At 63.1% G+C, this 22,768-nt stretch carries 15 protein-coding genes and 2 pseudogenes; 7 read left to right on the plus strand and 10 right to left on the minus strand.

The features are described 5' to 3' along the window. Position 1: 1 nt before the first annotated feature. A complete protein-coding gene (locus ACNQPL_RS12915) occupies positions 2-1,690 on the minus strand; it encodes a GspE/PulE family protein (RefSeq protein WP_416466953.1) in 1,689 nt (562 codons plus the stop codon). 283 nt (positions 1,691-1,973) lie between these two features. Between ACNQPL_RS12915 and ACNQPL_RS12920 the strand changes: the two genes are divergently transcribed. Together ACNQPL_RS12920 and ACNQPL_RS12925 are read left to right on the plus strand one after the other, a co-directional pair. Then, a complete protein-coding gene (locus tag ACNQPL_RS12920; RefSeq protein WP_416466954.1) occupies positions 1,974-2,414 on the plus strand; it encodes a hypothetical protein in 441 nt (146 codons plus the stop codon). Positions 2,415-2,489: 75 nt separating this feature from the next. After that, a complete protein-coding gene (locus ACNQPL_RS12925; protein WP_416466966.1) occupies positions 2,490-5,144 on the plus strand; it encodes a glycoside hydrolase family 3 protein in 2,655 nt (884 codons plus the stop codon). Positions 5,145-5,152: 8 nt separating this feature from the next. On the opposite strand, the gene ACNQPL_RS12930 is transcribed toward ACNQPL_RS12925, so the two are convergent. Together ACNQPL_RS12930 and ACNQPL_RS12935 are read right to left on the minus strand one after the other, a co-directional pair. After that, positions 5,153-5,797, minus strand: a complete 645-nt coding sequence (locus tag ACNQPL_RS12930) for a TetR/AcrR family transcriptional regulator (RefSeq protein ID WP_416466955.1) — start codon at positions 5,795-5,797, stop codon at positions 5,153-5,155. A 60-nt stretch (positions 5,798-5,857) separates the two neighbouring features. Continuing rightward, positions 5,858-7,204 (minus strand): MATE family efflux transporter, encoded by a 1,347-nt coding sequence (locus tag ACNQPL_RS12935; RefSeq protein WP_416466956.1) that lies wholly within the window; start codon positions 7,202-7,204, stop codon positions 5,858-5,860. Positions 7,205-7,580: 376 nt separating this feature from the next. Between ACNQPL_RS12935 and ACNQPL_RS12940 the strand changes: the two are divergent. After that, positions 7,581-7,703: pseudogene (locus ACNQPL_RS12940) on the plus strand (DUF6021 family protein); the annotation flags it as partial. 282 nt (positions 7,704-7,985) lie between these two features. Here ACNQPL_RS12940 and ACNQPL_RS12945 read toward each other — a convergent pair. The 3 genes from ACNQPL_RS12945 to ACNQPL_RS12955 form a co-directional block, all read right to left on the minus strand. Next, positions 7,986-9,839 carry an ABC transporter ATP-binding protein gene (locus ACNQPL_RS12945; RefSeq protein WP_346616080.1) on the minus strand — a complete coding sequence of 618 codons (1,854 nt, stop codon included), beginning with the start codon at positions 9,837-9,839 and terminating at the stop codon, positions 7,986-7,988. 139 nt (positions 9,840-9,978) lie between these two features. After that, on the minus strand, positions 9,979-11,154 hold the full coding sequence (locus ACNQPL_RS12950) for a M20 aminoacylase family protein (RefSeq protein WP_346616081.1): 1,176 nt from the start codon (positions 11,152-11,154) through the stop codon (positions 9,979-9,981). Positions 11,155-11,157: 3 nt separating this feature from the next. Beyond that, positions 11,158-12,477 (minus strand): MFS transporter, encoded by a 1,320-nt coding sequence (locus tag ACNQPL_RS12955; protein ID WP_416466957.1) that lies wholly within the window; start codon positions 12,475-12,477, stop codon positions 11,158-11,160. Positions 12,478-12,856: 379 nt separating this feature from the next. Here ACNQPL_RS12955 and ACNQPL_RS12960 point away from each other — a divergent pair, with 379 nt between their 5' ends. Next, positions 12,857-13,990, plus strand: coding sequence for a porin (locus ACNQPL_RS12960; RefSeq protein WP_416466958.1), 1,134 nt, complete (start codon positions 12,857-12,859; stop codon positions 13,988-13,990). Here ACNQPL_RS12960 and ACNQPL_RS12965 read toward each other — a convergent pair. Next, positions 13,987-14,886, minus strand: a complete 900-nt coding sequence (locus tag ACNQPL_RS12965; RefSeq protein WP_416466959.1) for a LysR family transcriptional regulator — start codon at positions 14,884-14,886, stop codon at positions 13,987-13,989. The two genes, ACNQPL_RS12960 and ACNQPL_RS12965, sit on opposite strands and share 4 nt — an antisense overlap. Positions 14,887-14,960: 74 nt before the next feature. After that, positions 14,961-15,452, minus strand: a complete 492-nt coding sequence (locus tag ACNQPL_RS12970) for a DUF1543 domain-containing protein (protein ID WP_416466960.1) — start codon at positions 15,450-15,452, stop codon at positions 14,961-14,963. Positions 15,453-15,923: 471 nt separating this feature from the next. Between ACNQPL_RS12970 and ACNQPL_RS12975 the strand changes: the two genes are divergently transcribed. Both ACNQPL_RS12975 and ACNQPL_RS12980 read left to right on the plus strand, forming a co-directional pair. Next, positions 15,924-17,339: an NAD(P)/FAD-dependent oxidoreductase gene (locus tag ACNQPL_RS12975; RefSeq protein WP_416466961.1), complete on the plus strand. Its 1,416-nt coding sequence runs from the start codon at positions 15,924-15,926 to the stop codon at positions 17,337-17,339. Between the two features lie 79 nt (positions 17,340-17,418). Continuing rightward, on the plus strand, positions 17,419-17,916 hold the full coding sequence (locus ACNQPL_RS12980) for a RidA family protein (protein ID WP_416466962.1): 498 nt from the start codon (positions 17,419-17,421) through the stop codon (positions 17,914-17,916). A 36-nt stretch (positions 17,917-17,952) separates the two neighbouring features. Here the strand turns inward: ACNQPL_RS12980 and ACNQPL_RS12985 are convergent, their stop codons facing one another. Next, on the minus strand, positions 17,953-19,614 hold the full coding sequence (locus tag ACNQPL_RS12985) for a M24 family metallopeptidase (protein ID WP_416466963.1): 1,662 nt from the start codon (positions 19,612-19,614) through the stop codon (positions 17,953-17,955). An 88-nt stretch (positions 19,615-19,702) separates the two neighbouring features. Here ACNQPL_RS12985 and ACNQPL_RS12990 point away from each other — a divergent pair. Further along, positions 19,703-21,184, plus strand: a pseudogene (locus ACNQPL_RS12990) (PLP-dependent aminotransferase family protein); the annotation flags it as partial. Here ACNQPL_RS12990 and ACNQPL_RS12995 read toward each other — a convergent pair. Next, positions 21,185-22,411: an MFS transporter gene (locus ACNQPL_RS12995; protein ID WP_346616088.1), complete on the minus strand. Its 1,227-nt coding sequence runs from the start codon at positions 22,409-22,411 to the stop codon at positions 21,185-21,187. Positions 22,412-22,768: the final 357 nt, after the last annotated feature.

The following is a 22,768-nucleotide window of genomic DNA, read 5'->3' on the forward strand; positions in this document are numbered from 1 at the left end:
CTCAATCACCCCCCGTGACGCGCAGCACTTCTTCGAGCGAGGTGATGCCCGCCAAGGCTTGGCGCAGGCCATCCTGGTAAAGCGTTACCAAGCCGTTCTGGCGCGCATGGGCCTCCAGGGTGGCGGCATCGGTCTGGCGCATGAGCATGCCGCGCAGGCCTTCGTCCATGACCAGCAGCTCGGTGATCGCACTGCGGCCGTGGTAGCCACCGCCGGGTGCCTGTTCGTCGGGGCGGTACAGCATGATCGGCCGCTGCTGCGTATAGCGCGCCAATTGATGGCGCTCGATCAGCTCGGCCGGGGCCTCGAACGCAATACGCGTGGCCGGGTCGAGCCGGCGTACCAGGCGCTGGGCCAGAATGCCCTGCAGGGTGGAGGCGAGCAGGTAGCCTTCGACGCCCATGTCCAGCAAGCGGGTAATGCTGGCCGCGGCGCTGTTGGTGTGCAGCGTCGACAGCACCAGGTGGCCGGTCAGCGATGACTGGATGGCGATGCGGCAGGTTTCGAGATCGCGCATTTCGCCGATCATGATCACGTCCGGGTCCTGGCGCACGATCGACCGCAGCGCTGTGGCGAAGCCCAGGCCGATGGCGGGTTTGACCTGGATCTGGTTGATGCCGGTGAGCTGGTATTCGACCGGGTCTTCGACTGTGATGATCTTGCGCTCGGCCGTGTTCAGGCCTGCCAGCGCGGTGTACAGGGTGGTGGTCTTGCCCGAACCGGTCGGCCCGGTGACCAGGAAGATGCCATGCGGGCGGGCCAGCAGTTGCTCGACCCGGTGCAGCGTTGGCCCATGGATGCCCAGGCTTGCGAAGTCGAAGCTGACGGTTTGCCGGTCCAGCAAACGCATCACCACCGACTCGCCGAAACTGGTCGGTACCGTCGAAACCCGCAAGTCCAGCTCGCGGCCCTGGATGCGCAGCATGATCCGCCCATCCTGTGGCAGCCGGCGCTCGGCGATATCCAGCCGGGCCATGATCTTCAAGCGCGAGATGACCGCCGCCGCGTAGCCGGCGGGCGGGGCTTCGCCTTCGACCAGTACGCCGTCGATGCGGTAACGCACTTTCAGCTGTGTCTCGAACGGTTCCACGTGGATGTCCGAAGCGCGGCGGTCCACCGCGTGCTGCAGCATCAGGTTGACCAGGCGGATGACCGGCGCCTCGGAGGCCATGTCCTTGAGTTGCTCGATATCGCCTTCGTCGATGCTGTCGTCGTCCAGCGTCTGGATCAGCGCGCCCATCGCCGAGCGACCTTCGCCATAGGCCTGTTCGATCAGTGCCGTGACCTCATCAAGGGTGGCGACCACCAGCTCGATGGGCTTTGCGGCCTGATAACCAAGTGCGTGCAGGGCGTACGCCGAAAGTGGCACCGCCGCAGCGACCCGCAGGTGGCTGGCGCTTTCGCCCAGGGCAATCACACCATGGTGGCGGGCGAAGCGCTCGGTGGCCACGGGTGGGGCTTCGACGCTTTCCCCGTTGAGCCGTGGGGCGCTCAGCAACTCGGCATAGGCGGTAGCCATTTGCTGTTCTTTTACTGCCCCCAGGCGCAGCAACGTGCGCAACTTGTCATGTTCGCCAATACCCTGAGCTGCGCCCAGCCGAGTGACACGGTGCATATCGGCAGGTTGCAATGCGCCAGCATCGAGCAGCCACTCACATATGGCGTCAGCAGTAGGGATAATTGATTTCATAATGATGGCTTAGTTCAAGTGCTGGCTATATAGCGGCACTTTACTAGTTTCAGGACTGGAGGTGGCCGGGAGAATACTGCGGAAATTTATCCCGCGCAACAGAGTAAAGTTTGGCAAATTCCTTATAGGACAAATGGCTATTCGCACGGGCTTCGATAGCTTATCAGTTTCGTAAACCTAATAGCAACTAGGTTTAGCTGGCGATGAACTATTGCTGTAAACGTCGCAAAAAAGCAATAAAAAGTAAGTTCTATTAGTTATATCTTAATACAGATTGCGCAAAGTGACGATTGTTGTGTTGGTGTTGTGCTGTTGCATATTGTTTTTAACACCCAATATCCACGTTTTTTCTAGTAATTCCCTCACGCTGGCCAGCCTGTTCTCATCACGGCTTGAACTTTTTATTGAAGTGCCCAGACTTACGCGCCGGCTCACCCTGTTCGGTCCGCCAATTCCTGTATTCCTTTTCGAGAACTATTCGATGAATAGACTATTGCTGTCATTCGCGTGTTCGGCACTGCTCGCCTCGCCGCTGTCTGCACTTGCAGATTCAACGGCCACCTCGACCGACTCAGCGGCTTATCAAGCACGCGAACAACTGGAAAGCCAGCGTGAACAACTTTCAGGTGTCGACGGTGTTGCCCAGCGCAGCCCTGAGGCCAATGCGTTCGTCGATGCGCCGGTAGACACCGACGATGCGCCGGCGCTGGTCAGCCAGCCCTGATCCGCTCGCAACCCAGTTCCCATTCCGTTCTCAAGGTCCCTATCCGTGAAACATTTCAAACAGGCCCTGAGCCTGATGGCGCTTGGCGTCATGCAGGCATCGGGTGTACTCGCTGGCGCGCCAGCCACTGGCAACGAGGTGGAAGCCCGCGTCAGCTCCATCCTCGACAACATGAACCAGGCCGAGAAGATCAACTTCACCCGGGTAAACGACGGCCACATGATCCCGTCGTTGCTCAAGTGGGGCATCAAGGGCACGGTGGCCTACGACTCGTCCATGGGCGTGCACGTCAACAACGCCACGTTCGGCGCCCAATACCCCTCGCAGTCGGCACTGGCAGCGACCTGGAGCATCAACCGCGCCAAAGAGTTCGGCCTGGCCATTGCCTATGAGACGCGTATTTCTGGCGGGCAGCAGATGCTCTCGCCGGGGGTCAACCTGTACCGCACCCCTTACAACGGGCGTTCGGCCGAGTACGTCAGTGGCGAGGATCCGTTCCTCGGCGCCGTGTTGGCGCCGGCCATCGTCAACGGCATCCAGGCTCAAGGTATTCAGGCCAGTGGCAAGCATTACCTGGCCAATGAACAGGAAGCCAACCGCCAGGCGGTCAACGTGGTGGCCGATGAGCGCACCCTGCGTGAGCTGTACCTGCCGGGCTTCGAGTCGATGGTCAAGAACGCCAATGTGGCCTCGATCATGTGCGGGTTCAACAAGGTCAATGGCGACTACGCCTGCGAAAACCACCACCTGATCACCGAGGTGCTCAAAGGCGAGTGGGGCTACCAAGGCACCGTGATCAGTGACTTCAATGCCATTCACGACGCCTTCAAGGGCGCTTGGGCCGGTACCGACCTGGACATGCCGTCCGGCCTGCAGTTCACCGAGGCCAACCTGCTGCCCTACCTGTGGAGCGGCCAGCTGACCCAGAACGTCATCGACGACAAGGTCAAGCGCAACCTGCGGGCGGTGGTCAGCTACGACTTCCAGGAACACCTCAACACCGCGCAGACGCTTGAGCACACCGAGTACGGCCAGCGCGCATCGCTGAACGCCGCGCGTGAAGGCATCGTGCTGTTGCGCAACGCCGACACGGCTGCCGGCAAACCGTTGCTGCCACTGGCGCGCACGGCCAAGGTCGCGGTGATCGGCGACTGGGCCAACCAGGCACCTGCCTCGCCGTTCGGTACCGCCAACTCGCCACCTGACAGCTACGTGACCGAGCTGAGCGGGCTGCAGCAACTGGCCTCCAACAGTGCCAACGTCACCTACCTGTCGGCACTGAGCCTGAACCCGAAGGCCGCCGTCTGGTACCAGCCCGGCTCGGACAAGGGCAGCGTGAGCAATGCCGGGGTAAAAGCCGAGTACTTCAGCAACACCAGCCTCAGCGGCGACCCTGTGCTGACCCGGGTTGAACCTGGCGTGAACCTGAACTGGACCACCAGCACCAACGAGACCAACACCGGTACCACCGCCGTGTCCGGTTTCAGCCCGACTGCCGGCGCGTTCTCGGCGCGCTTCACGGCCACCATCAAACCGACCGTTTCCGGTGCCCATGTATTCAAGGTGCGTGCCGACGGCCCTTACAAACTCTGGGTCGATGGCAAGCTGGTGGTTGAAAGCGACGGCGTGCCGTACTCCTCGGACGTGGTCAACGCGTTGACGACCTCGGGCAAGAGCGCTGCGCTGGTGGCAGGCAAGTCCTACACCGTCAAGCTGGAGTACCGCCGCGTACAGGGTAACTTCACCCCGGCACTGGGCGGCCTGGCTGGCGTGCAGATGAGCTGGGCTTCGCTGCGGCCACCGAAAGACATCGCCAACTACGATGCCGTGGTGATCGCTGCAGGCACCAACTATGAAAACGAAGGCGAGGGCTCCGACCACGGTTATGCGCTGCCGGACCAGCAGGCAGAGCTGATCAGCTTCGTCACCAAGGCCAACCCCAACACCATCGTCGTCACCCATGGCGGTGGCGTGGCCGATATGCAGCCGTGGGCCAAGAAGGTCGGCGCCGCGTTGCACGCGTGGTTCCCAGGGCAGCAGGGTGGCCAGGCACTGGCCGAGATCCTTTATGGCAAGGTCAACCCGTCGGGCAAGCTGCCGGTGACCATCGACAAGAAGATCGAAGACAACCCAAGCTACGCCTCCTACCCGGACCCTGCGGCCTACCGGGGTGACAACGCACTGACCGAGATCAACTACAGCGAAGGGCTGTACATGGGCTACCGTGGCTACGACAAGCGCCACGCCAAACCGCTGTACCCGTTTGGCTTCGGCTTGTCGTACACCACCTTCGGCTACTCGGACCTCAAGCTCTCGAGCAACGTCATGACCCCAGGCAACACCGTCGACGTCACGTTCACCTTGACCAACACCGGGGACAAGGCGGGCTTCGAGGTCGCTCAGCTGTACATTCAGCCGATCGACCCACACGTCGACCGCCCGAAGAAAGAGCTCAAGGGCTTTACCAAGGTGTACCTGGAGCCCGGCCAGAGCAAGACCGTGAGCCTGCCGATCGACTCGCGTTCGCTGGCGTACTTCGTGCAAAACACTGACAGCTGGGACGTCGATGCTGGCAAGTTCAAGGTCTGGGTCGGCCCGGATTCGGAAAACCTGACGTTGCAGCGCACCCTGGTAACCCTGATGCCGCAACACCTGACCACCCGTGACAGCAACCCGCTACCGGCACCGCTGCAAACGGCTGTGCAGGTCAGCGCCAGCCAGGCTTACTGACGGGCGCTCTACGCCTTGATGTAACAGGCAAGGCGTGACAGGTAGGCGTCGAACACCGCTTCGACGTCTACCTGGTCCGGGGCGCGTAGCCACTGGATCTGCAGGCCGTCCATGACGGCGAAGATTTCTGTCGCCAACAGCTTCACATCAATGTCCCCACGAATCTCACCCTGTTCGGCCAGCGCCGACAGGTGCGCCTGTGCGTGCGCATGGGTGAGGGCGAATTTCTCCTTGTACCACGGCCACGCCGGGTGCTGATCGGACAGGCTTTCGACGCTGATCATCATCGACGCCTGGCATTCGGGCAGGTTGTGCACACTCAGATGCATGCTCAAGCGCACGAACGCCAGGAAGTTATCCAGCGTGGGCGCCATCTCCAGTTCGGCGAACTGCTCGGTGACCCGGCGATCACGGCGGTCGAGCAAGGCCTGCAGCAACGCTACCTTGTTGGGGAAGTGATGCAACAGCCCGACCGTGGTAATGCCGGCGATCTCGGCAACATCGCGCATCGACGCCGCCGCGTACCCGTCCTTGGCGAATACCACCGTGGCCGCATCCAGCAGTGCAGCGCGGCGCATCTCGCCCTTGGGCGCGCGGCGACGCTTGGTGGTAGGTGTGCTGGACGCTGCGGTATCGTGATCCTGACCTGACATAAACCAACTTCAAGCTGTGGTGAGTGGCGTGCCGGCTACGTTGAGCCGGCGAGACGGTGATTATGGCAAAACTTGCAGCGTTGGTGCGGGCTGCCTGTTGACCCACAGGGCCGTGGCGATCGAGGCCAGGGCCACCAAGGCATTGCCAACCCACAGGCCGAGCATGACCCCGCTGGCCCCCTGCAGCGCTGCCCCCGCAGCCACGAAGGGCAGCGTACCAAGGGTTGCGCGCAGCCAGGCGTAAAAGGCGACCCAGCCGACCTGGCCACGGCAGATGAACACCGAGATGGCGATGAAGTCCAGGCCCAGGATGACCCACAGCCCCGGGCCGTAGCGGCACAGGTCGTGGATCAGCGCCTGGCCAGGCCCTGACAAGCCGAAAGCATGGCTTAACCACGGGCTGGCAATCAACAGCACTGCCCAGGCCGCCAGGCCGTACATCACCACCAGCTTGGCGGCACTGTAAAGCGCGGCCCGGGAACGGGCGCTGCGGTGCGCCCCCAGGTTTTGCGCAAGGATCGGCACCAGTGCGCCGGGCAAGGCGAAGTACACGCAGTAAGTGATCTGCAGCACCCGGTCCATCACCGCCATGCCAGCCATCGCCGACACGCCGAACAGCGCCAGCTGCGCCATGGTGTAGGTCAAGGCAACCGGCATCGCCAGGTTGGCGACGGTAAACGGCAAGGCGATGCGCGCCATGCGTGCGCCGTGCAACCACAACAGCCGCATGCGCACCCGCGCCATCAGGCCCACGTGGCGCTTGACCTGGTGCAGGCCTAGCAAACAGCCGAGCATGCCCGCCACCAGGCACGACACCCCGGCGCCAAACAGCTTGAGGTCGAAGCCAAAGATCAACACCGGGTCGACGACTGCCAGGCACCCTGCGCTGCCGAGCACCACCGCCATGGCGCGCCCGCTGTAGCCATGTGCCCTCAGCGCCTGCGCGGTTGCCTGGGTCAGCACCATCAGCACCGAAGCGACCAGCGTCATGGCGATGAATTGCCTGGCAAGCGGGGAGGAGGGTGCATGGGCGCCCAGCAGGCTGGCAAAGAAGTCCAGGCAGTACCACTGCAGTGCTGACACGCAGGCCGAGAGCAGCCCGGCGAGGACCAGCATGTGCGTGGCCAGGGCAGGCAGCGCGGCGCGTGAACCCTGGCCGACCCTGCGTGAAATCAGCGTGCCGGCCGCGACGACGACGCCCGCGACCAGGCTTGAATTGAAGAAGGCCAGTGTCTTGGCAATGCCGACGGCGGCAACCAGGGTTTCGTCATGCAGCATCGCGACGTAGCTGAGCGTCAGGATGTCGGTGAGAAACAGGGCGAGCAGGCTGAGCCCGCTGGTGAATGCCATCACCCGGACGTGATGGTCCAGGGACCCCTGGGTGAAGGTGGCTGCAGGCTTGATCATCGGTTTACCGCGGTGGTCTTTGCGTGGGCGCGGTGCCGAGAGGGCGAGGGCGCAGCGTAGTTTAAAGGAAAACTGCGGCGGGTTCATGGCCGCACAGCGGCTCGTGCCGGTGGTAAGTCGGCCGCTATCGCCTTGCCATCCATCCACCCGCCGCATGCGCGTGTGAACTTTGCCGGTGCCCAGGCTTCCTCTGCTAGAGCGGCCGGTTCATCGGGCCGATATCGGCTGACCACGCAAAGGGCTTGGAGAAATCATGAAACCAGAAGACAAAGTGCCATCGAACACGGGTGAACAAGAGCGTGACAACGATGCGCATCGGCCGGACGGTTCGGCCGGCACGTCGCACGACTCCACTGCGCAGAAAACCGCCCGCGGCAAGGGGCCGCATTCGTCTGAACATGCGAGCACCGCAGATGACCCGGGGTTCGACCCGGATTCGCCCGACCTGGACGACCCGCAGGTCGATCCACAGGGGCCGGCCAAGGCGCCCAGGGACTGAAAAGCTCTCATGAGAAGGTCTTGCCTGCGATCGGCTGCTGTAGGAGCTGGCTTGCCTGCGATCGGCTGCGCAGCAGTCGTAAATGCTGTATCCGCATTCCGTCTGGCACTGCGCAGATACCGATTTTACGACTGCTGCGCAGCCGATCGCAGGCAAGCCAGCTCCTACACAGCAGCCGGGGCGCCGGACCGATCGCGAGGGGCCGTTAAGAGGCCCCAATATAGGCGATGCATAACTCGAAAGAACATCATGAAAGGGTAGCTGTAGCACTGAGGTGACGGGTCACTCCATCGCCTCGGCCACCCCTTGATCTTCACCCAGAAACCCACCGCTCTGGTGCTGCCACAGCCGGGCATAGGTGCCGTTCCTGGCGAGCAATTCGCTATGCGTCCCTTGCTCGACGATGCGCCCCTCATCCATGACGATCAGCCGGTCCATCGCTGCGATCGTCGACAGCCGATGGGCGATGGCGATCACGGTCTTGCCTTGCATCATTTCATTCAGGCTTTCCTGAATGGCGACTTCGACTTCCGAGTCCAGCGCGCTGGTGGCTTCGTCCAGCAGCAGGATCGGGGCGTTCTTGAGCATCACCCGGGCAATGGCAATGCGTTGCCGTTGGCCCCCGGACAGCTTGATGCCGCGTTCACCCACCAGGGTGTCATAGCCGCTGTGGCCTTGGCGGTCGCTGAGCTGATTGATGAACCCGTCGGCCTGGGCATTGGCCGCAGCGCGGTGGATTTGCGCCTCGGTGGCATCCGGGCGGCCGTAGGCGATGTTGTCGCGGATGGAGCGGTGCAGCAGCGACGTATCCTGGGTGACCATGCCGATGGCGCTGCGCAGGCTGTCCTGGGTGACCTTGGCGATGTTCTGCCCATCGATGCGAATTTCGCCGCTGTCGACATCGTAAAAGCGCAGCAGCAGGTTGATCAGGGTCGATTTACCGGCACCCGAACGGCCCACCAGGCCGACCTTTTCGCCGGCACGGATGTTCAGGGTCAGGCCATCGAGCACCTGGCGTTCGCCGTTGTAGTTGAAGCTGACATTGTCGAAGGCTACTGCGCCGCCGCGGGTTTCCAGCACGCCGGCGTTCGGCGCATCCTGCACCTTGGGGCCACGGGTCAGGGTGTCCATGCCGTCCTGCAGGGTGCCGATGTTTTCGAACAGCGACGTCATCTGCCACATGATCCAGTGCGACATGCCGTTGATACGCAGGGCCATGGCGGTGATCGCCGCCACCGCACCGGTGCCGACTTCGCCCTGGTGCCACAGCCACAGGGCATAGCCGCCTGCGCCCATGATCAAGCCGACCACCAGCGCCTGGTTGACGATCTCGAACTGGCTCACCAAACGCATCTGGCGAAAGCCGGTCTGCTTGAAATCTTCCATGGCCGCGCGCGCGAAGTGCGCTTCGCGCTTGGAGTGGGAGAACAGCTTGACCGTGGTGATGTTGGTATAGGCGTCCGAAACCCGGCCGGTCATCGACGAGCGCGCATGGGCCTGCTCCTGGCCCACCTTGCCCAGGCGCGGCACGAAGTACAGCATGGCCAGCCCGAACAAGGCGACCCAGGCAATGAATGGCAGCATCAGCTTCAGGTCGAAACCGCCAGCCAGGGCGATGATCGCAATGAAATACACGCCAATGCCTGGTGCGATCTCGATGACGGTGAACAACACCTCGCGTACCGCCAGCGCGGTTTGCATCACCTTGGTGGTGACCCGGCCGGAAAATTCGTCAGAGAAGAACGACAGGCTTTGCCGCAGCATCAGGCGGTGGAAGTCCCAGCGCAGGCGCAGCGGCAGGTTGATCGCCAGCACCTGGTGCTGGACCATCGTGCGCAGCGCCACCAGCCCGATGCTGGTCAGCAGTACGATGCCGATGCCCCACAACACCCGGCTTTCCTGGCCATCGGCAGCGCCGCCGGCTTGCCAGGCAGAGAGCAGGTCGACCACCTGGCCCAGGAACGAAAACAGCCAGGCTTCGTAAATCGAAACGCCGGCGCTGAGCAGCGCAAGCGCCAGGATGTAGCCGCGCGCGCCCCGGGTGCAGGCCCACAGAAAGCGCAGCAGGCCGACAGGGGGTGGGGGCGCCTCATCGGGCGGGAAAGGGTCGAGCCGTTGTTCAAAGGCGCGAAGCATGCTGGTCTCCGAATGCAAGGGTGAGGTCGGCCCAGCTGGCCGACCGTACTGATTCACCTGGGGTTAGGCCACGGCAGGAGGATAGCCGTTCCATCCCGCGTCAGGTGAGCATTCAAAGCGCCAAGCCTGCAGCCACGGCTCAAACCAGATAATCACTCACCAGCTTGACCCAGCAATCCGCCCCCAGACCAATCAGGTCGTCATTGAAATCGTAATGAGGGTTGTGCACCGAGCACCCATGAAACTCACCCTCGCCGTTACCCAGCATGAAATAGCACCCCGGCACTTCGGCCAGCATCCAGGCAAAATCTTCCGTGCCCATGACCTTTGGGCCGCGGCTGTGCAGGTGCCCGGCCGCGAACAATGGCGCCAGGCTTTGGCGCACCTGCTCTGTCGCTGCGCGATGGTTGATCAGGGCAGGGGCCAGTTGCGTGATGCTCAAGGCAATGCTCACACCGAACGCCTGCTCATGGCCGCTGACGATCTCGGCCAGCCGCTGGTTGATCTTCTGTTGGGTCTGCGGGGTGTCGGTGCGCACGCTGATCAGCATGCTGGCTTCATCCGGGATGATGTTGTACACGCTGCCGGCCTGCAGCATGCCGATGCTGACCACGGCGTATTCTTCAGGGCCAAGGTTGCGCGACTTGATGGTCTGGATGGCATTGATCAGGCTGGCCACCACCGGCAGCGGGTCCACCGCCAGTTCCGGCATGGCGCCATGGCCACCCTTGCCGGTGATGTGCAGCTGCACCCGTTCGGAGGAAGCCATGGTGGGCCCGGCTTGCACCACCGCAGTGCCCACGGGCGCGCCAGGCATGTTGTGCAAGGCAAAGATCGCATCGCACGGGAAGCGCTGGAACAGGCCGTCGTCGATCATCGCCTTGGCCCCGCACAGGCCTTCTTCGTCCGGTTGGAAGATCAGGTTCAGGGTGCCGTTGAACGCGCACGTCGCCAAGCGAGACGCCGCTGCAAGCAAGATCGCCGTGTGGCCATCGTGGCCGCAGGCATGCATGCGGCCGGGTATCTGGCTGGCATGGGCGAAGGCGTTTTTTTCTTGCATGGGCAGTGCGTCCATGTCGGCGCGCAGGCCGATACGACGCGCGCCGTGGCCCTTCTGCAATACGCCGACCAGGCCATGGCCGCCCACCCCGCGGTGCACCTGATAGCCCCATTGCTGCAGCTTGGCAGCCACCAGTTCAGCGGTGTTCGGGGTGTCGCCGCCAAGCTCCGGTGCCGCATGAATCTGGCGGCGCAGGGCCCTGAACGCAAGCAGTTCGGTGTCGCTCAAGGCATTGTGGTGTTGTCGAGTGTCCATGGTTCAGGCCCTTCCGGTGTTTTCAGGGAACAGTTTCAGGCAGACCAGGCTGATCGCCCCGCCGGCCAGCAGGTAAAAGGCGGGTGCCAGCGGGTCGTCGAGGGCCGATGTCAGCCAGGTGGCGATCAGCGGCGAGAAGCCTCCGAACAGGGTGACGCCGAAGCTGTAGCTGACCGACGTACCCAACGCGCGCTGTGGCTTGGCGAACCCCTCCATGATCATCGCGAAGAACGCCCCCGAGCCCACGCACCCTGGCAGTACCAGCAGCGCCACGATCAGCATGGCGGCGTACAGGTCTGTGGTGTGCGACAGCAGCCAGAAGGCAGGCCATGCACTGATGACAGGCAACGCAACGGTCCACACCAGCAGTTTCTTGCGCAGGCGATGGCGGTCGGCGTAGCGCCCGGCAATCGGGCTGATGACCGCCAGGCACGCGGCTGCGACACAGGCGATGGCCATCGCGCTGCGCTGCGGGTAGTGCAGCGTGGTGATCAGGTACGAGGGCATATAGAAGATGAACAGGTACATGCCGATGGTGGCGCTGGCCATCAACCCGGTAGCCAGCAGGGTGTTGCGCAGGTCGATCACACTGCGCCAGTCAGGCTTGGCAAGGGCAGGGCCAGGCTTGCGGGGGGCTGGCTGCTCGAGGGTTTCGGGCATGCAGCGGCGGATGTACAAGCCCACCGGGCCGATCAGCAGCCCGATCAGAAACGGCACGCGCCAGCCCCAATCCTCGAGGTCCGGGGTGCTCAGGATGCTGCTCAGCAACAGGCCGATGCCAGCCCCCACCAGGGCCGCGTAGCCCTGGCTGGCGGCTTGCCAGCTGACGCTCGCGCAGCGGCTGCGTGGGGTGGTGGATTCCATCAGCAGTACCGATGCCGTGCCGATTTCACCGCCGGCGGAAAACCCTTGGGTGAGGCGCCCGATCACCAGCATCACGGTGCCGTAGACGCCGGCTTGCTGGTAGGTGGGTGCAAAGGCGATCAGCGCGGTGCCCAGGGTCATGAGCAGGATGGTCAGGGTCAGGGCCGCCTTGCGGCCTTTTCGGTCGGCCAGCCGGCCTATCACCATGGCCCCCACCGGGCGCATCAGGAACCCCACGCCGAACGCGGTCAGCGACATCAACAACGAGGCGACTGGCGATTGCGCCGGGAAGAAGTTCTTCGCGATCACCACGGCAAAAAAGCTGTAGATGGTGAAATCATACATCTCGAGGGCGTTGCCTAACGCGCACGCCACAGTGGCGCGCCGGGAGCCGACGGCAGGTTGCTCGACGGCTATCGCGTCGTTCGCCAGTCGGGTGTCCGAGTGCAGGGTAGTCATGGGCTCTCTCCGAGTCATTCGTGTTGTGAACGAACTATCGGGTAACCCGGGCCGTGAATCACTTGCGCTTTTTGCAAGCACATTACCGTTGGTTAATAAGGTCCCCGTTTGCAGGCCGCTAGCGCACCAAGCGCGTGCGCCAACGGCGCATCTGCTCATTCCATGCACACATTGCTGGCCCTTGCTAGGCGGCAAATTGCGCAACACACCGTGAGCGGGCGGTTGTTTGCGGCGTTTTCAGCAGGCGCCTGACGTGTTTTCCCCGATTCACGAGCAGCCAATTAACAAAAAGGCATAGCCCTATCAAATTGGCGATTTCCGGGCGTTTTTATTTTCGTGGAGGCTGCGAACCCGTACCCACTTCCACGGAGAGTCTGCAATGGGGGCGTTCGCTGCGCGTACTGGATCACTGGCCGCCATGCTCGTCGGGCTCGGGCTGCCGCTGGCAAGCGAGGCTGAGGGCTTCCCCGCGATTGGGCGGGTGGCATCAGGCTTTGGTTACTACAACGTGGACAAGGGTTACGACGACACATTCAAGCTGTATGGCACGCTCGATGCCTTCGTGAACTACCAGGATTCTGGCCATTACTCGGGCTACAAGCTTGCCGGTGGCGGTGCCTGGACCAACAAGCTGGGGCTGTACATGCGCAAGGCACTCGGCCCGGACACGGTGCTCGAAGTGGACGTGGAGGAGGGCTTCAACGTCAACGGCCAAGCGTTTTCGCAGCACTGGAAACAGATCGGCGGGTTGCGCCTGGCAGTGGTCGCACTGCGTTCGCGCGACTACGGCAAACTGGAGTTCGGCAAGACCTACGGCATGGGAACACCCACTTACGCCGACCCTTTCCTGGCCACCTACGGTTCGCCCTACACCTACCTGACGAGCCCACCCGCGGGCAACGGCGCGTTTTACCTGGACATGCGGCCCAAGCATACCCTGGCCTACACCACTCCCAAGTTTGCAGGTTTCAGCGTGGGCAGCGCGTTGAGCTTCGGCTTCAACGACACCGCCAGCTCAGGCAAGACGGTGCGTGGCAAGGGTGTGAGCGTGCAATATGGCAATGCCCGGTGGATTCTGCTGGGGTCGTTCAATGATTACCTCAGCGACCCTTGGGGCGCTGACAACCGCCAGACCCACAACTACTTCAAGAGCGCTTCGGTGTTCCATGACTTCGGCCCGGTGGCGGGCAGCCTGACCTGGCAGCGCCAGGACGTGGCCAACCGCGCCACCCCCAGCATGCAGGCATGGACCGTTGGCTTGAGTGCGCCGGTGGGCAAGGCCGATGTGGCGCGGCTGGCGCTGGTCAAGCGCGATATCGAGTTCGGCGACAAGGACGCCTACGGGATGATGCTCGGCTATGACCACTTCCTGCGCCCGCAGTGGGCGATCTACGGGCGGCTGGCACTGATCGCCAACCGCCCCGGCTCCGCCATCAGCTATGCCGGCATCCCGCTCGAACAGGTGGGCGACGACCCGCAGAACGTCGCCATCGGCATGTATTACCACTTCTAGCGCTGCAGCCGGGTTCGCAGGCTGTGGAACAGTTCTTTGGCCGGCGAGGTCAGTGCGTGCCGATCGACACAGACCAGGTAGATGGGGTATTCGGGGATGATTTCCTCGACGGCGACCCGGGTCAGCTTCGCCGCCTGCCCCGCAGTGAGGGTATTGGCGGCGGCAAAATCACTGAGGGTCATGAACGCATTGGCGTTTTCCATCAAGCCCAATGCCAGCAGCAAGGATGAGCATTCGATGACGTTCTGCGGTGGGTTGACATCATTGACCTCGAACATCTGATAGAACTGCGAGGAACGGTCGGCGACCGCATCCAGGCTGATCCAGTTGGCGTACTGCAACTGGCGCAACGAGCGTGAATGGCGCAGCGGGTGGGTAGGGCTGCAGAACACATTGCCCTCGATACGCTGCACGGCTTCCCAGTCCAGGTTCAGCCGTTGGGTGTTCTGTTGTGACGTCAGGGCAAAGTCCAGCGAACCATCGCGCAGCCGTTGCACGATCTGGCTTGGGCGCTGCTCGGTGAGCTTCAGTTGCACGCGCGGGTTTTTCGCCTGGAAGTCACTGACGCACTGCCCAAAGCCTGGCAGCACCGCCGTCAGCGAGGTGACGCCGACGGCCACTTCACCGACCGCGGTGTCATGGATGTTGTCGGCCTCGATTTGCAGGCGGCGCATGCTTTCGACCGCCATCTGCGCGTGGCGCAGGATGCGCCGGCCTTCATCGGTCAGCGACATGCCCTTGTAGGTGCGCTGCATCAGCGTCAGCCCCAGTTCACGCTCAAGCTCCTTGATCGAGCGGCTCAGCGCCGGTTGAGTGACATGCAGCCGCTGCGACGCTTCATTGATGCTGCCACATTGATCGACCGCTACCAGCGCTTTGATTTGATGAAATTTCACGCGACCCGACTCGTTATTGTTGGTTGACCAGGGCCTGCAAGATACCCGCCAGCGAGCGGGCTGTGCCATACGCGCTAAATCAGGATGTAGTCACTGCGTTGCACGATCCCCTGATGGTCACCTTCGACCAGTTGCACGTAGCGCCCGGCCACGAGGTCGATCGGCAGGCAATCGTCGACATCCAGCACCGCGTCGGTATGCGGTTTCAACCAGCCCGCGGCCATTCGCTGCTTGCCCAGTCGTTTGGCGGCGGCCTTGTCGGTGGCAGCCACCAGCAGGTAGCGGTGGGCCTCGCCGAACACCTGGCGCTCGTACCCACCCAGGTTCAGGAAGAACAGGCGCATGGCCCCGGGGTGCGGCGCGGCCTGGGTGAATTCGATGCGATAACCGTCCACCCCATGCACCTCCAGCCAGGAGTCGATGTGCAGCCCGCCCGGGCTGCCGAACCAGGCGTTGCGCAATTGCGCGTAGGTGTGTTCCAGCGCGTCGGCCTGGGCGAACACCACATCGTGGACCTCGATGCTGGCGCGGGGGTGGCGCCCGCCAAGCATGACAACGTAGAGCATGGGTAATCCTTGGGTTGGGTGGGTGGGGCTACCGGGAGCCTGGCTTGGTTCTCGCGGTGATGCATAAACCGAGCGCCGCCGGCGCGGCGCATCGCGGCTAAAGCCGCTCCTACATTTGTTGCAACGCGCCGTTCCAGTTAGGCCATGGTTGTCCGCCTTGGCGCATGACTGAAGACAGATGGGGCGCCGGCAGCGCCAGCCGAGAAATTGCGTCGTGCCAACAAGGCTGGCAACTATGGCCTCACAGGCCATGGCACGTTGCAACAAATGTAGGAGCGGGCTTGCCCGCGATGCGCCGCGCGGGCGGCGCTCGATCTCATAGGCGCTGAACATACCCTGCCGAGCCACTGTGTGAAAGTTACGAAATGCCTGAACTAAGTATTTGCCCCCAGCGATTCTTTCCACCCAGGCCCGTCACCAGAATGGCCGCCTCTGAATCAGCTAGAACGCATGCAAGGAAAGGGAAGTGTCATGGGAATGACCAGGCGGAAGTTTTTGATTGGTGGCGGCGTGGTGGCTGCTGCAGGCGCGGCGGGGGTACTGACACCGTTGCTGACGCGCGAGGGCAGGCTGATCCCGGGCACACCCAGGTTTGGTTTTGTGCAAGGCACCGAAGGCGCGCTCCCCAAGCAGGCAGACGTCGTCGTGGTCGGCGCCGGTATCCTGGGGCTGATGACAGCGATCAATTTGGTCGAGCGTGGCCTCTCGGTCGTTGTTGTTGAAAAAGGTGAGATTGCCGGCGAACAGTCCTGCAGGTTTTATGGCCAGGTCATGACCTACAAAATGCCGGATGCGACTTTCCAGTTGCACCACCTTGCCAAGCAACGGTGGCGCGAAATGAATGCCAGAGTGGGCGCCGATACCAGTTACCGCACGCAAGGGCGGGTGGAAGTGCCCTTTGACGAAGAGGACCTGGAAGGCGTCAGAAAGTGGATCGACCTGAAAACCCGTGAAGTGGGTGCGGATATTCCCTTCAAGACGCGCATCATCCAGGGCAGTGAACTTCAGCAGCGTCTGCGCGGCGCCTCATCCAGCTGGAGCGTTGCCGGCTTCGAGGAAGACTCCGGTAGCCTGGATGCCGAGCGCGCCTCCTATGTAATGGCCGACTATGCCAAGAAGATGGGCGTGCGGATCTACACCCACTGCGCCGCAAGGGGCCTGGAAACCCAGGCAGGCGCGATCTCCGATGTGGTGACCGAGAAAGGCGCAATCCGCACGGCGCGTGTGGTCGTGGCCGGCGGTGCGTGGTCCAGGTTGTTCATGCAGAACCTGGGCGTGGATGTGCCTACCTTGCCCGCTTACCAGTCCCAGCAGATCATCAGCGCGGCGCCCCATGCACCGGGCGGTAACGTTGCGCTGCCGGGCAACATCTACTTCCGCGAACAGGCCGATGGCACCTACGCCACCTCGCCCCGCGTGGTCGTGGCCCCGGTGGTCAAAGAATCCTTGATGTATGGCTACAAGTACCTGCCGCTGTTGGCGATTCCCGACTTCCCGGTGCACATCGCGCTGAACAGGCAACTGATCGACTCGTTCATGCAGCCCACACACTGGAAGCTGGATGAAGTCTCGCCCTTCGAGAAAAACCGGCTGATGACGGCGGCCCCGGATATTCCGGAGCTGGATGCCTCATTGGCAAAACTCAAGGTCGAGTTCCCTGCCTTCGGCGAGGCCAAGTTGATCGACCAATGGGGCGGTGCCATGGCGATCGCCCCCGATGAGAACCCGATCATTTCGCCGGTAAACGAGTACCCGGGCCTGGTCCTCAATACCGCTACCGGTTGGGGCATGACAGAAAGCCCGGTGTCGTCCGAACTCACCGCAGACCTGCTGCTGGGCAGTTCGCCGGTGCTGGACCCGAAGCCTTTCAGCCTGTATCGCTTCTAAGCCCACTTAACAATGGATTGACCCTGTGCACGCTTCGAAAATGTGTGCACACCCCCTAGGCAGTTTTCAGGAGAAACGTATGAAAGTCGCAGTTGAGACCGTCGCCGCATTGGCCCTGACCCTGGCTGGCGCCGGTGCCGTCCACGCACAGGACGTTGTGCGCCACGGTGCAGGCAGCTTCCCGATTTCCTCGGCGGTGGAAGTGCCCGCCGGTAAAACGATGGTCTACCTCAGCGGTTCGGTGCCGTCGGCCATTCACCCTGATGCACCCAAGGATTCGCTGGAATCCTTTGGCGATACCAAGGCCCAAACCATCAATGTGCTTGAAAACATCCAGCAACAGCTGAAGGACCTTGGCCTGGGGCTCAAGGATGTGGTGAAGATGCAAGTCTTCCTGGTCGGCGGCCCGGAGAACGGCGGCAAGATGGACTTCGACGGCTTCATGGCGGGCTATACGCAGTTCTTCGGGCCTGCCGCCAAGCAGCCGATCCTGCCTGCGCGTTCCGCGTTCCAGATCGCCGGCCTGGCGCACCCAGCCTGGCGAGTCGAGATCGAAGTGACCGCCGTGCGTCCCTGAGTGGGCGTCGCTGTTGGGTGCTGACAGCTTGCCGGGCTAGGCCCCGACCAGGATGTCCTCGAAAAACGCCCCGACCGGTTCTGTGGGGTGGCACAGCTGAACCTCCAGCACCCAGACCATTTCGCTCGGTATGATTTCCAGTTCGGCCAGTTTCTCCTGGCCGAACAGGGCGTGCGGAAAGTCGGTGACGCGATGCCCGGCCAGGTTGCGCTCGAGCTGCCAGCCTTTGCCCAGGGCGCTGCGCTCGGCCACATCGTACAGCTGGCGGCCGGTCAACCCGGTGCGCCAGGCTTGGCGCGTTTCTTCGAACACTTCGTGCAGCGCCTTGACGCAGGCGTGATGCAGGGGGTGCTCGCCGAAGACGAAGGTATCGCCGTAATCGCCTTCATAGCCATCCCATACCGGGCCGAGGTCGACCACAGCGATATCGCTGGGGCGCAGCCTGCGCTGCGGGTCGATGCCTTGGCGCGGTGTGCGCACGGTGTCGTCACCGAAGCGGATGTAGGTCGGGTGCCAGGTGTGCGACGCCCCCATTGCCTTTAACGTCTTATCGGCCATCTTCAGGGCCTGGGCGGTGGTCATGCCGACTTTCAACTGGCTGGCGATTGCGGCCAGGGCCCGTACCGTCTGTTCACGGGCTGCGAGCATGCCGTCCAGTGAATAGCGCGGGCCGACTTTTTCCAGCACGGGGTCGAAAGCGTTGGCCACCGCAGTGGCCGGCGCCACTGCGCCGCTGGGCACGAAGGCCTCGGCGACAAACCGATGCGCCGGCACACCGGCTGCCAGGCACTGTTCGCGAGCCTGGCTGATCATCGCAGCATTACCGCAGGCATAGACCTGGCTGGCGGCCCAGTCGTGGGCATGGGCCAGTGCTTGCTGCTGTACGCGGGCGTGCGCCGACAATACCCGGTGCCAGCGAAAACGCGAGTAGCGCAGGCTGGCCTGGTCAAGAAACTCACTGTCGTAGAGGTCGCTCAGCGATGCGCCGCCCCAATACAGGGTGACCTCGGCCTGGCGCGCCAGGGCCGTCAGCAGCAACGGCTTGATGCCGGCATAGCCGGTGCCGGTGGCGAACAGCACCACGGGGCGCTGATCGTCGTGCTGCCAGGTGCAGGCACCCACCGGCCCTTCGAGCATCAGCGCATCGCCCGCTTGCAGCGCCGGCAGGATGCCTTCGGAAAACAGCCCACCGCTGACCTTGCGAATATGAAACACCAGCCGCCCCTGGTCCTGTGCGGGCAGGTTGGCGATGGAGAAACAGCGGCTGTCGCCATTGCCGAGGCGCAACCTCACGTATTGGCCGGGCCGTACATCGACGGGCTGCGCGGGTTGCAGCACAAGTTCGACGATATCCGTACTCAGGTCGCGTTTGCTCGACACCGTCGCCTTGATTTCAAGGGTCGGTGTATCCACCGACCAGCCGGGGATCTCCAGGCGCATGTCACTGCAGGCATGGCTCTGGCACAGCAGCATCTCGTTGCTGGCAAGCGGGTAGGAGGGCGCCGGAGTATCGCCTGTGCACTGCTTGGCGCGGTACTCGCCCGAAACCACTGTGACCTTGCACGAGCCGCAGGCGCCGCGGCGGCACGAGAAGGGCACCGACAGGCCGCTGGCGAGCATGGCGTCGAGCAGCAGTTCATCGGCGGCTTCGAACGACTTGTCTGAGGGCGACAACTGGATGACGTGGCGATTGGGCATACACACCTCGGGCTGAAATCGGGGCAGGAGAGGTGTGATTGTTGCGATAGACTAGGACCATAAGAACCTCCAGTTCTGGATAATTCACATGGTCCAGCTTCGCAAGTGGCGGCCGCTGCTCAAACTCGATGGGGCACAGCCGCAGGCTTCCTACAGAAAGATCGTCGAAGGCCTGGTAAGCGCCATCACCGAAGGGCGCCTGCGCCCCGGCACGTTGCTGCCCGGCACGCGGGAAATGGCCCAGTTGCTCAACGTCAACCGCAAGACAGTGATACTCGCCTACGAGGAGGCCGTCACCAAAGGCTGGTTGGAGAGCGTGCAGCGCCGGGGCACGTTCGTCAGCCATCAGCTTTCGATCGAGGCGGTGCCGGCCCGTGGTGCGCCGCCGGCGTTTGCCTTGCCGCTGCACGAGGCGCCGGCCGTGGCCTATTTCACGCCGGGCGAACAGGCCAGCGCGCTGCAGCACCAGCCGGGTGCGCTGTTTTTCGACAACGGTGCCTGTGACCATCGCCTGCTGCCACAGGCCGTGCTTCATCGCTATTACCGCAAGGCCTTGCGCCACAGTTTTACCACCAACACCGTGCGCCACGGCTGCGAGAGCAGCAGCCAGTACCTGCGCAGCGCGCTGGCGGACATGTTGCGCCATAACCGCAGCCTCAACGTCGGGCCCGAGCACATCTGCCTCACTCAAGGGGTGCAGATGTCGCTGTACCTGGCGGCCAGCGCGTTGCTCAAGCCCGGTGATGTGGTGCTGGTGGAACGCCTGAGCTATCCGCCGGCGTGGGAGATTTTCCGCAAGCTCGGCGCGCGGCTGGTGACCGTCGAGCTGGACGAGGAGGGCTGCCGGGTCGACCAGATCGATGCACTGTGCCAGCTGCACGACGTGCGCATGATGTACCTCACCCCCCACCACCAGTTCCCGACCACGGTCAGCCTGCATGCTGCACGCAGGCAGCAGTTGCTGGAGCTGGCGCGGCTGCACGACTTTTGCGTGATCGAGGAAGACTACGACCATGAATATCACTTTGCCGGCCGGCCGTATCTGCCCCTGGCCAGTGACCGGTTGCAGCGCCATGTGATCTACATCGGTTCGCTGTCCAAGTCGCTGGGCAGTACCTTCCGCTGCAGCTTCATCGTTGCGCCGCCGAACGTGATCGAGGTGTTGGAGCGTACCGCGGTGCTGACCCTGGGGCAGGGCGATGCGGTGATGCAGCGGATGCTCGCGGACCTGATCAATGACGGCGAGCTGAAAAAGCACCTGCGCCGGGTGTCTGGCGAGTATCGTCGCCGTCGGCAAACCCTGCTGAGCTGCCTGCACGAGGCCTTTGGCGATCAGATATCGGTGCAGGAGCCGGAAGGCGGGCTGGCGCTGTGGGTGAAGTTTGCCGCGTCTATCGACGTCGAGCAGTTGGCCGCCAACGCACTGGCGCTTGGCCTGGTGGTGCGCGGCGGCCGGCAGTTCTCACCCGATGGGCACCCGGAGAATGCCTTGCGCCTGGGCTTCGCCTCGCTGGATACCGGCGAAATTCGCCATGCCATCCAGCGCCTGGCCCAGGCGGCCACAGGCCTGTCAGCCGGGTTGGGCTGCCAGGCTGTTGCTGACGTTACGCCCCAGCACCAGCACGGTGACAAAGCCGCAGCCCACCAGGGCCGTGGCCAGGCTCAACAGCACCGGGCTGCCCAGCTGGTCGACGATCTGCCCGCCGAAGAACGAGCCTAAGGCAATGATCACCTGGAACATGGCGACGAACAGCGGCATGCCGCGCTCGACGTCCTTGGGCGCCACCACGAACATCCAGATGCTGGCGCACGCCGGGAAGGCGCCGAAGGCAAAGCCCCACAGCGCGATCAACATCACAGCGCCGGTCATGCCCGTGGCGAAGTAGGGGAACAGGGCAGTGCTGGTGGCGATCAGCAGTGCCACCAGCAACAGGGTGTGACGCACACTTTTGTTGGCGGCGAAACCGGCGAACACATTACCCATGACCCCGGCCACGCCATAGAGCAGCAGCAGCGAACTGATGGTCTGCCCATCGAAGCCGGCGTTCTGTTTGAAGAAGGGGGCGACGTAGGTATACGCGGCAAAGTGCGCCAGGCCGATCAGCAACACGGCGATCAAGCCAACCCGGGCTTGCGGGTTGATGAACAGCGCCGGCAGGTCACTGATGCGAATGGCCTTGTCGGGGTTGAGCCGCGGCAGCAGCAGAACCTGCGCCAGCAATACCGGCACGCCCAGCAGCGCGGTAGCCAGGAAAGTCATGCGCCAGCCCATCAAGCCACTCAACCAGGTGCCCACAGGCACGCCCAGCACGGTGGCCAGCGTCACCCCGACCATGATGATCGAGGTAGCCTGCGCAACGCCCACACCTTTGGGCGCCAGGCGGCCGCTGAGGGCGATCGCAGTGGCCCAGAAGCCGCCGATGCTGATGCCCAGCAGCACGCGCCCGAACAGCAGCAGGTTGAAATCGCTGGCGTAGGCCACCACCGCGTTGGCGATGATCATGATCAGCGTCAGGCTGATCAGCAGGTAGCGACGGTCCAGGGCGCCGATGCCCACCGACAGCAACGGGGCGGCGAGGGCAGCCATGATGCCGGGCAGGGTGACCATCAGGCCGGCGTGGCCGGCGCTGATGCCCAGGTCGCTGGCGACATCGTTGAGCACCCCCACCGGGAGAAACTCACTGGTCACCAGGGCGAAGGCGCCCACCGCGACCGAAAGAATCGCCAGCCACTGCTGCTTGACGCTTTGTTGATTGTGTTCGGGTGGGCCGTCATGGGCCTGGTTGGGGCTTGGCATGGGGTTGGGTTCCAAGGGGAAGGCGCCTGCGGTAGGCGGGGGAAGGGGGAAAATTGAAGGGGATTATACGAGGAGGATTCGGCGGGCAAACAAGCAGGACGCTTGATAGTAATCATCAGCGGGATCGATGAGACGTGCTGGGTAGAGCCTTGGCCAGGGATCGGCTGGGCATTTTCATCGTGATCGAGACCGAGCGCCGCCTGCGGGGCGCATCGCGAAGCGCTTGCCTTGAGATCTTTAGCGCCTTTGAGATCGAGCGCCGCCCGCGCGGCGCATCGCGGGCAAGCCCGCTCCTACATTTGTTGCAACGTGCCGTTCCAGCCAGGCCATGGTTGTTCGCCTTGGCGCATGGCTGAA

Source organism: Pseudomonas sp. LFS044 (genome assembly GCF_047978245.1).
Classification (GTDB): Bacteria; Pseudomonadota; Gammaproteobacteria; order Pseudomonadales; family Pseudomonadaceae; genus Aquipseudomonas.

Bases quoted from the DNA above. Each gene is read 5' to 3' on its own strand.
- ACNQPL_RS12915 (WP_416466953.1), bottom strand. From the start codon at position 1,690: ATGAAATCAATTATCCCTACTGCTGACGCCATATGTGAGTGGCTGCTC.
- ACNQPL_RS12925 (WP_416466966.1), top strand. From the start codon at position 2,490: ATGGCGCTTGGCGTCATGCAGGCATCGGGTGTACTCGCTGGCGCGCCA.
- ACNQPL_RS12930 (WP_416466955.1), bottom strand. From the start codon at position 5,797: ATGTCAGGTCAGGATCACGATACCGCAGCGTCCAGCACACCTACCACC.
- ACNQPL_RS12935 (WP_416466956.1), bottom strand. From the start codon at position 7,204: ATGATCAAGCCTGCAGCCACCTTCACCCAGGGGTCCCTGGACCATCAC.
- ACNQPL_RS12945 (WP_346616080.1), bottom strand. From the start codon at position 9,839: ATGCTTCGCGCCTTTGAACAACGGCTCGACCCTTTCCCGCCCGATGAG.
- ACNQPL_RS12950 (WP_346616081.1), bottom strand. From the start codon at position 11,154: ATGGACACTCGACAACACCACAATGCCTTGAGCGACACCGAACTGCTT.
- ACNQPL_RS12955 (WP_416466957.1), bottom strand. From the start codon at position 12,477: ATGACTACCCTGCACTCGGACACCCGACTGGCGAACGACGCGATAGCC.
- ACNQPL_RS12960 (WP_416466958.1), top strand. From the start codon at position 12,857: ATGGGGGCGTTCGCTGCGCGTACTGGATCACTGGCCGCCATGCTCGTC.
- ACNQPL_RS12970 (WP_416466960.1), bottom strand. From the start codon at position 15,452: ATGCTCTACGTTGTCATGCTTGGCGGGCGCCACCCCCGCGCCAGCATC.
- ACNQPL_RS12975 (WP_416466961.1), top strand. From the start codon at position 15,924: ATGGGAATGACCAGGCGGAAGTTTTTGATTGGTGGCGGCGTGGTGGCT.
- ACNQPL_RS12980 (WP_416466962.1), top strand. From the start codon at position 17,419: ATGAAAGTCGCAGTTGAGACCGTCGCCGCATTGGCCCTGACCCTGGCT.
- ACNQPL_RS12985 (WP_416466963.1), bottom strand. From the start codon at position 19,614: ATGCCCAATCGCCACGTCATCCAGTTGTCGCCCTCAGACAAGTCGTTC.
- ACNQPL_RS12995 (WP_346616088.1), bottom strand. From the start codon at position 22,411: ATGCCAAGCCCCAACCAGGCCCATGACGGCCCACCCGAACACAATCAA.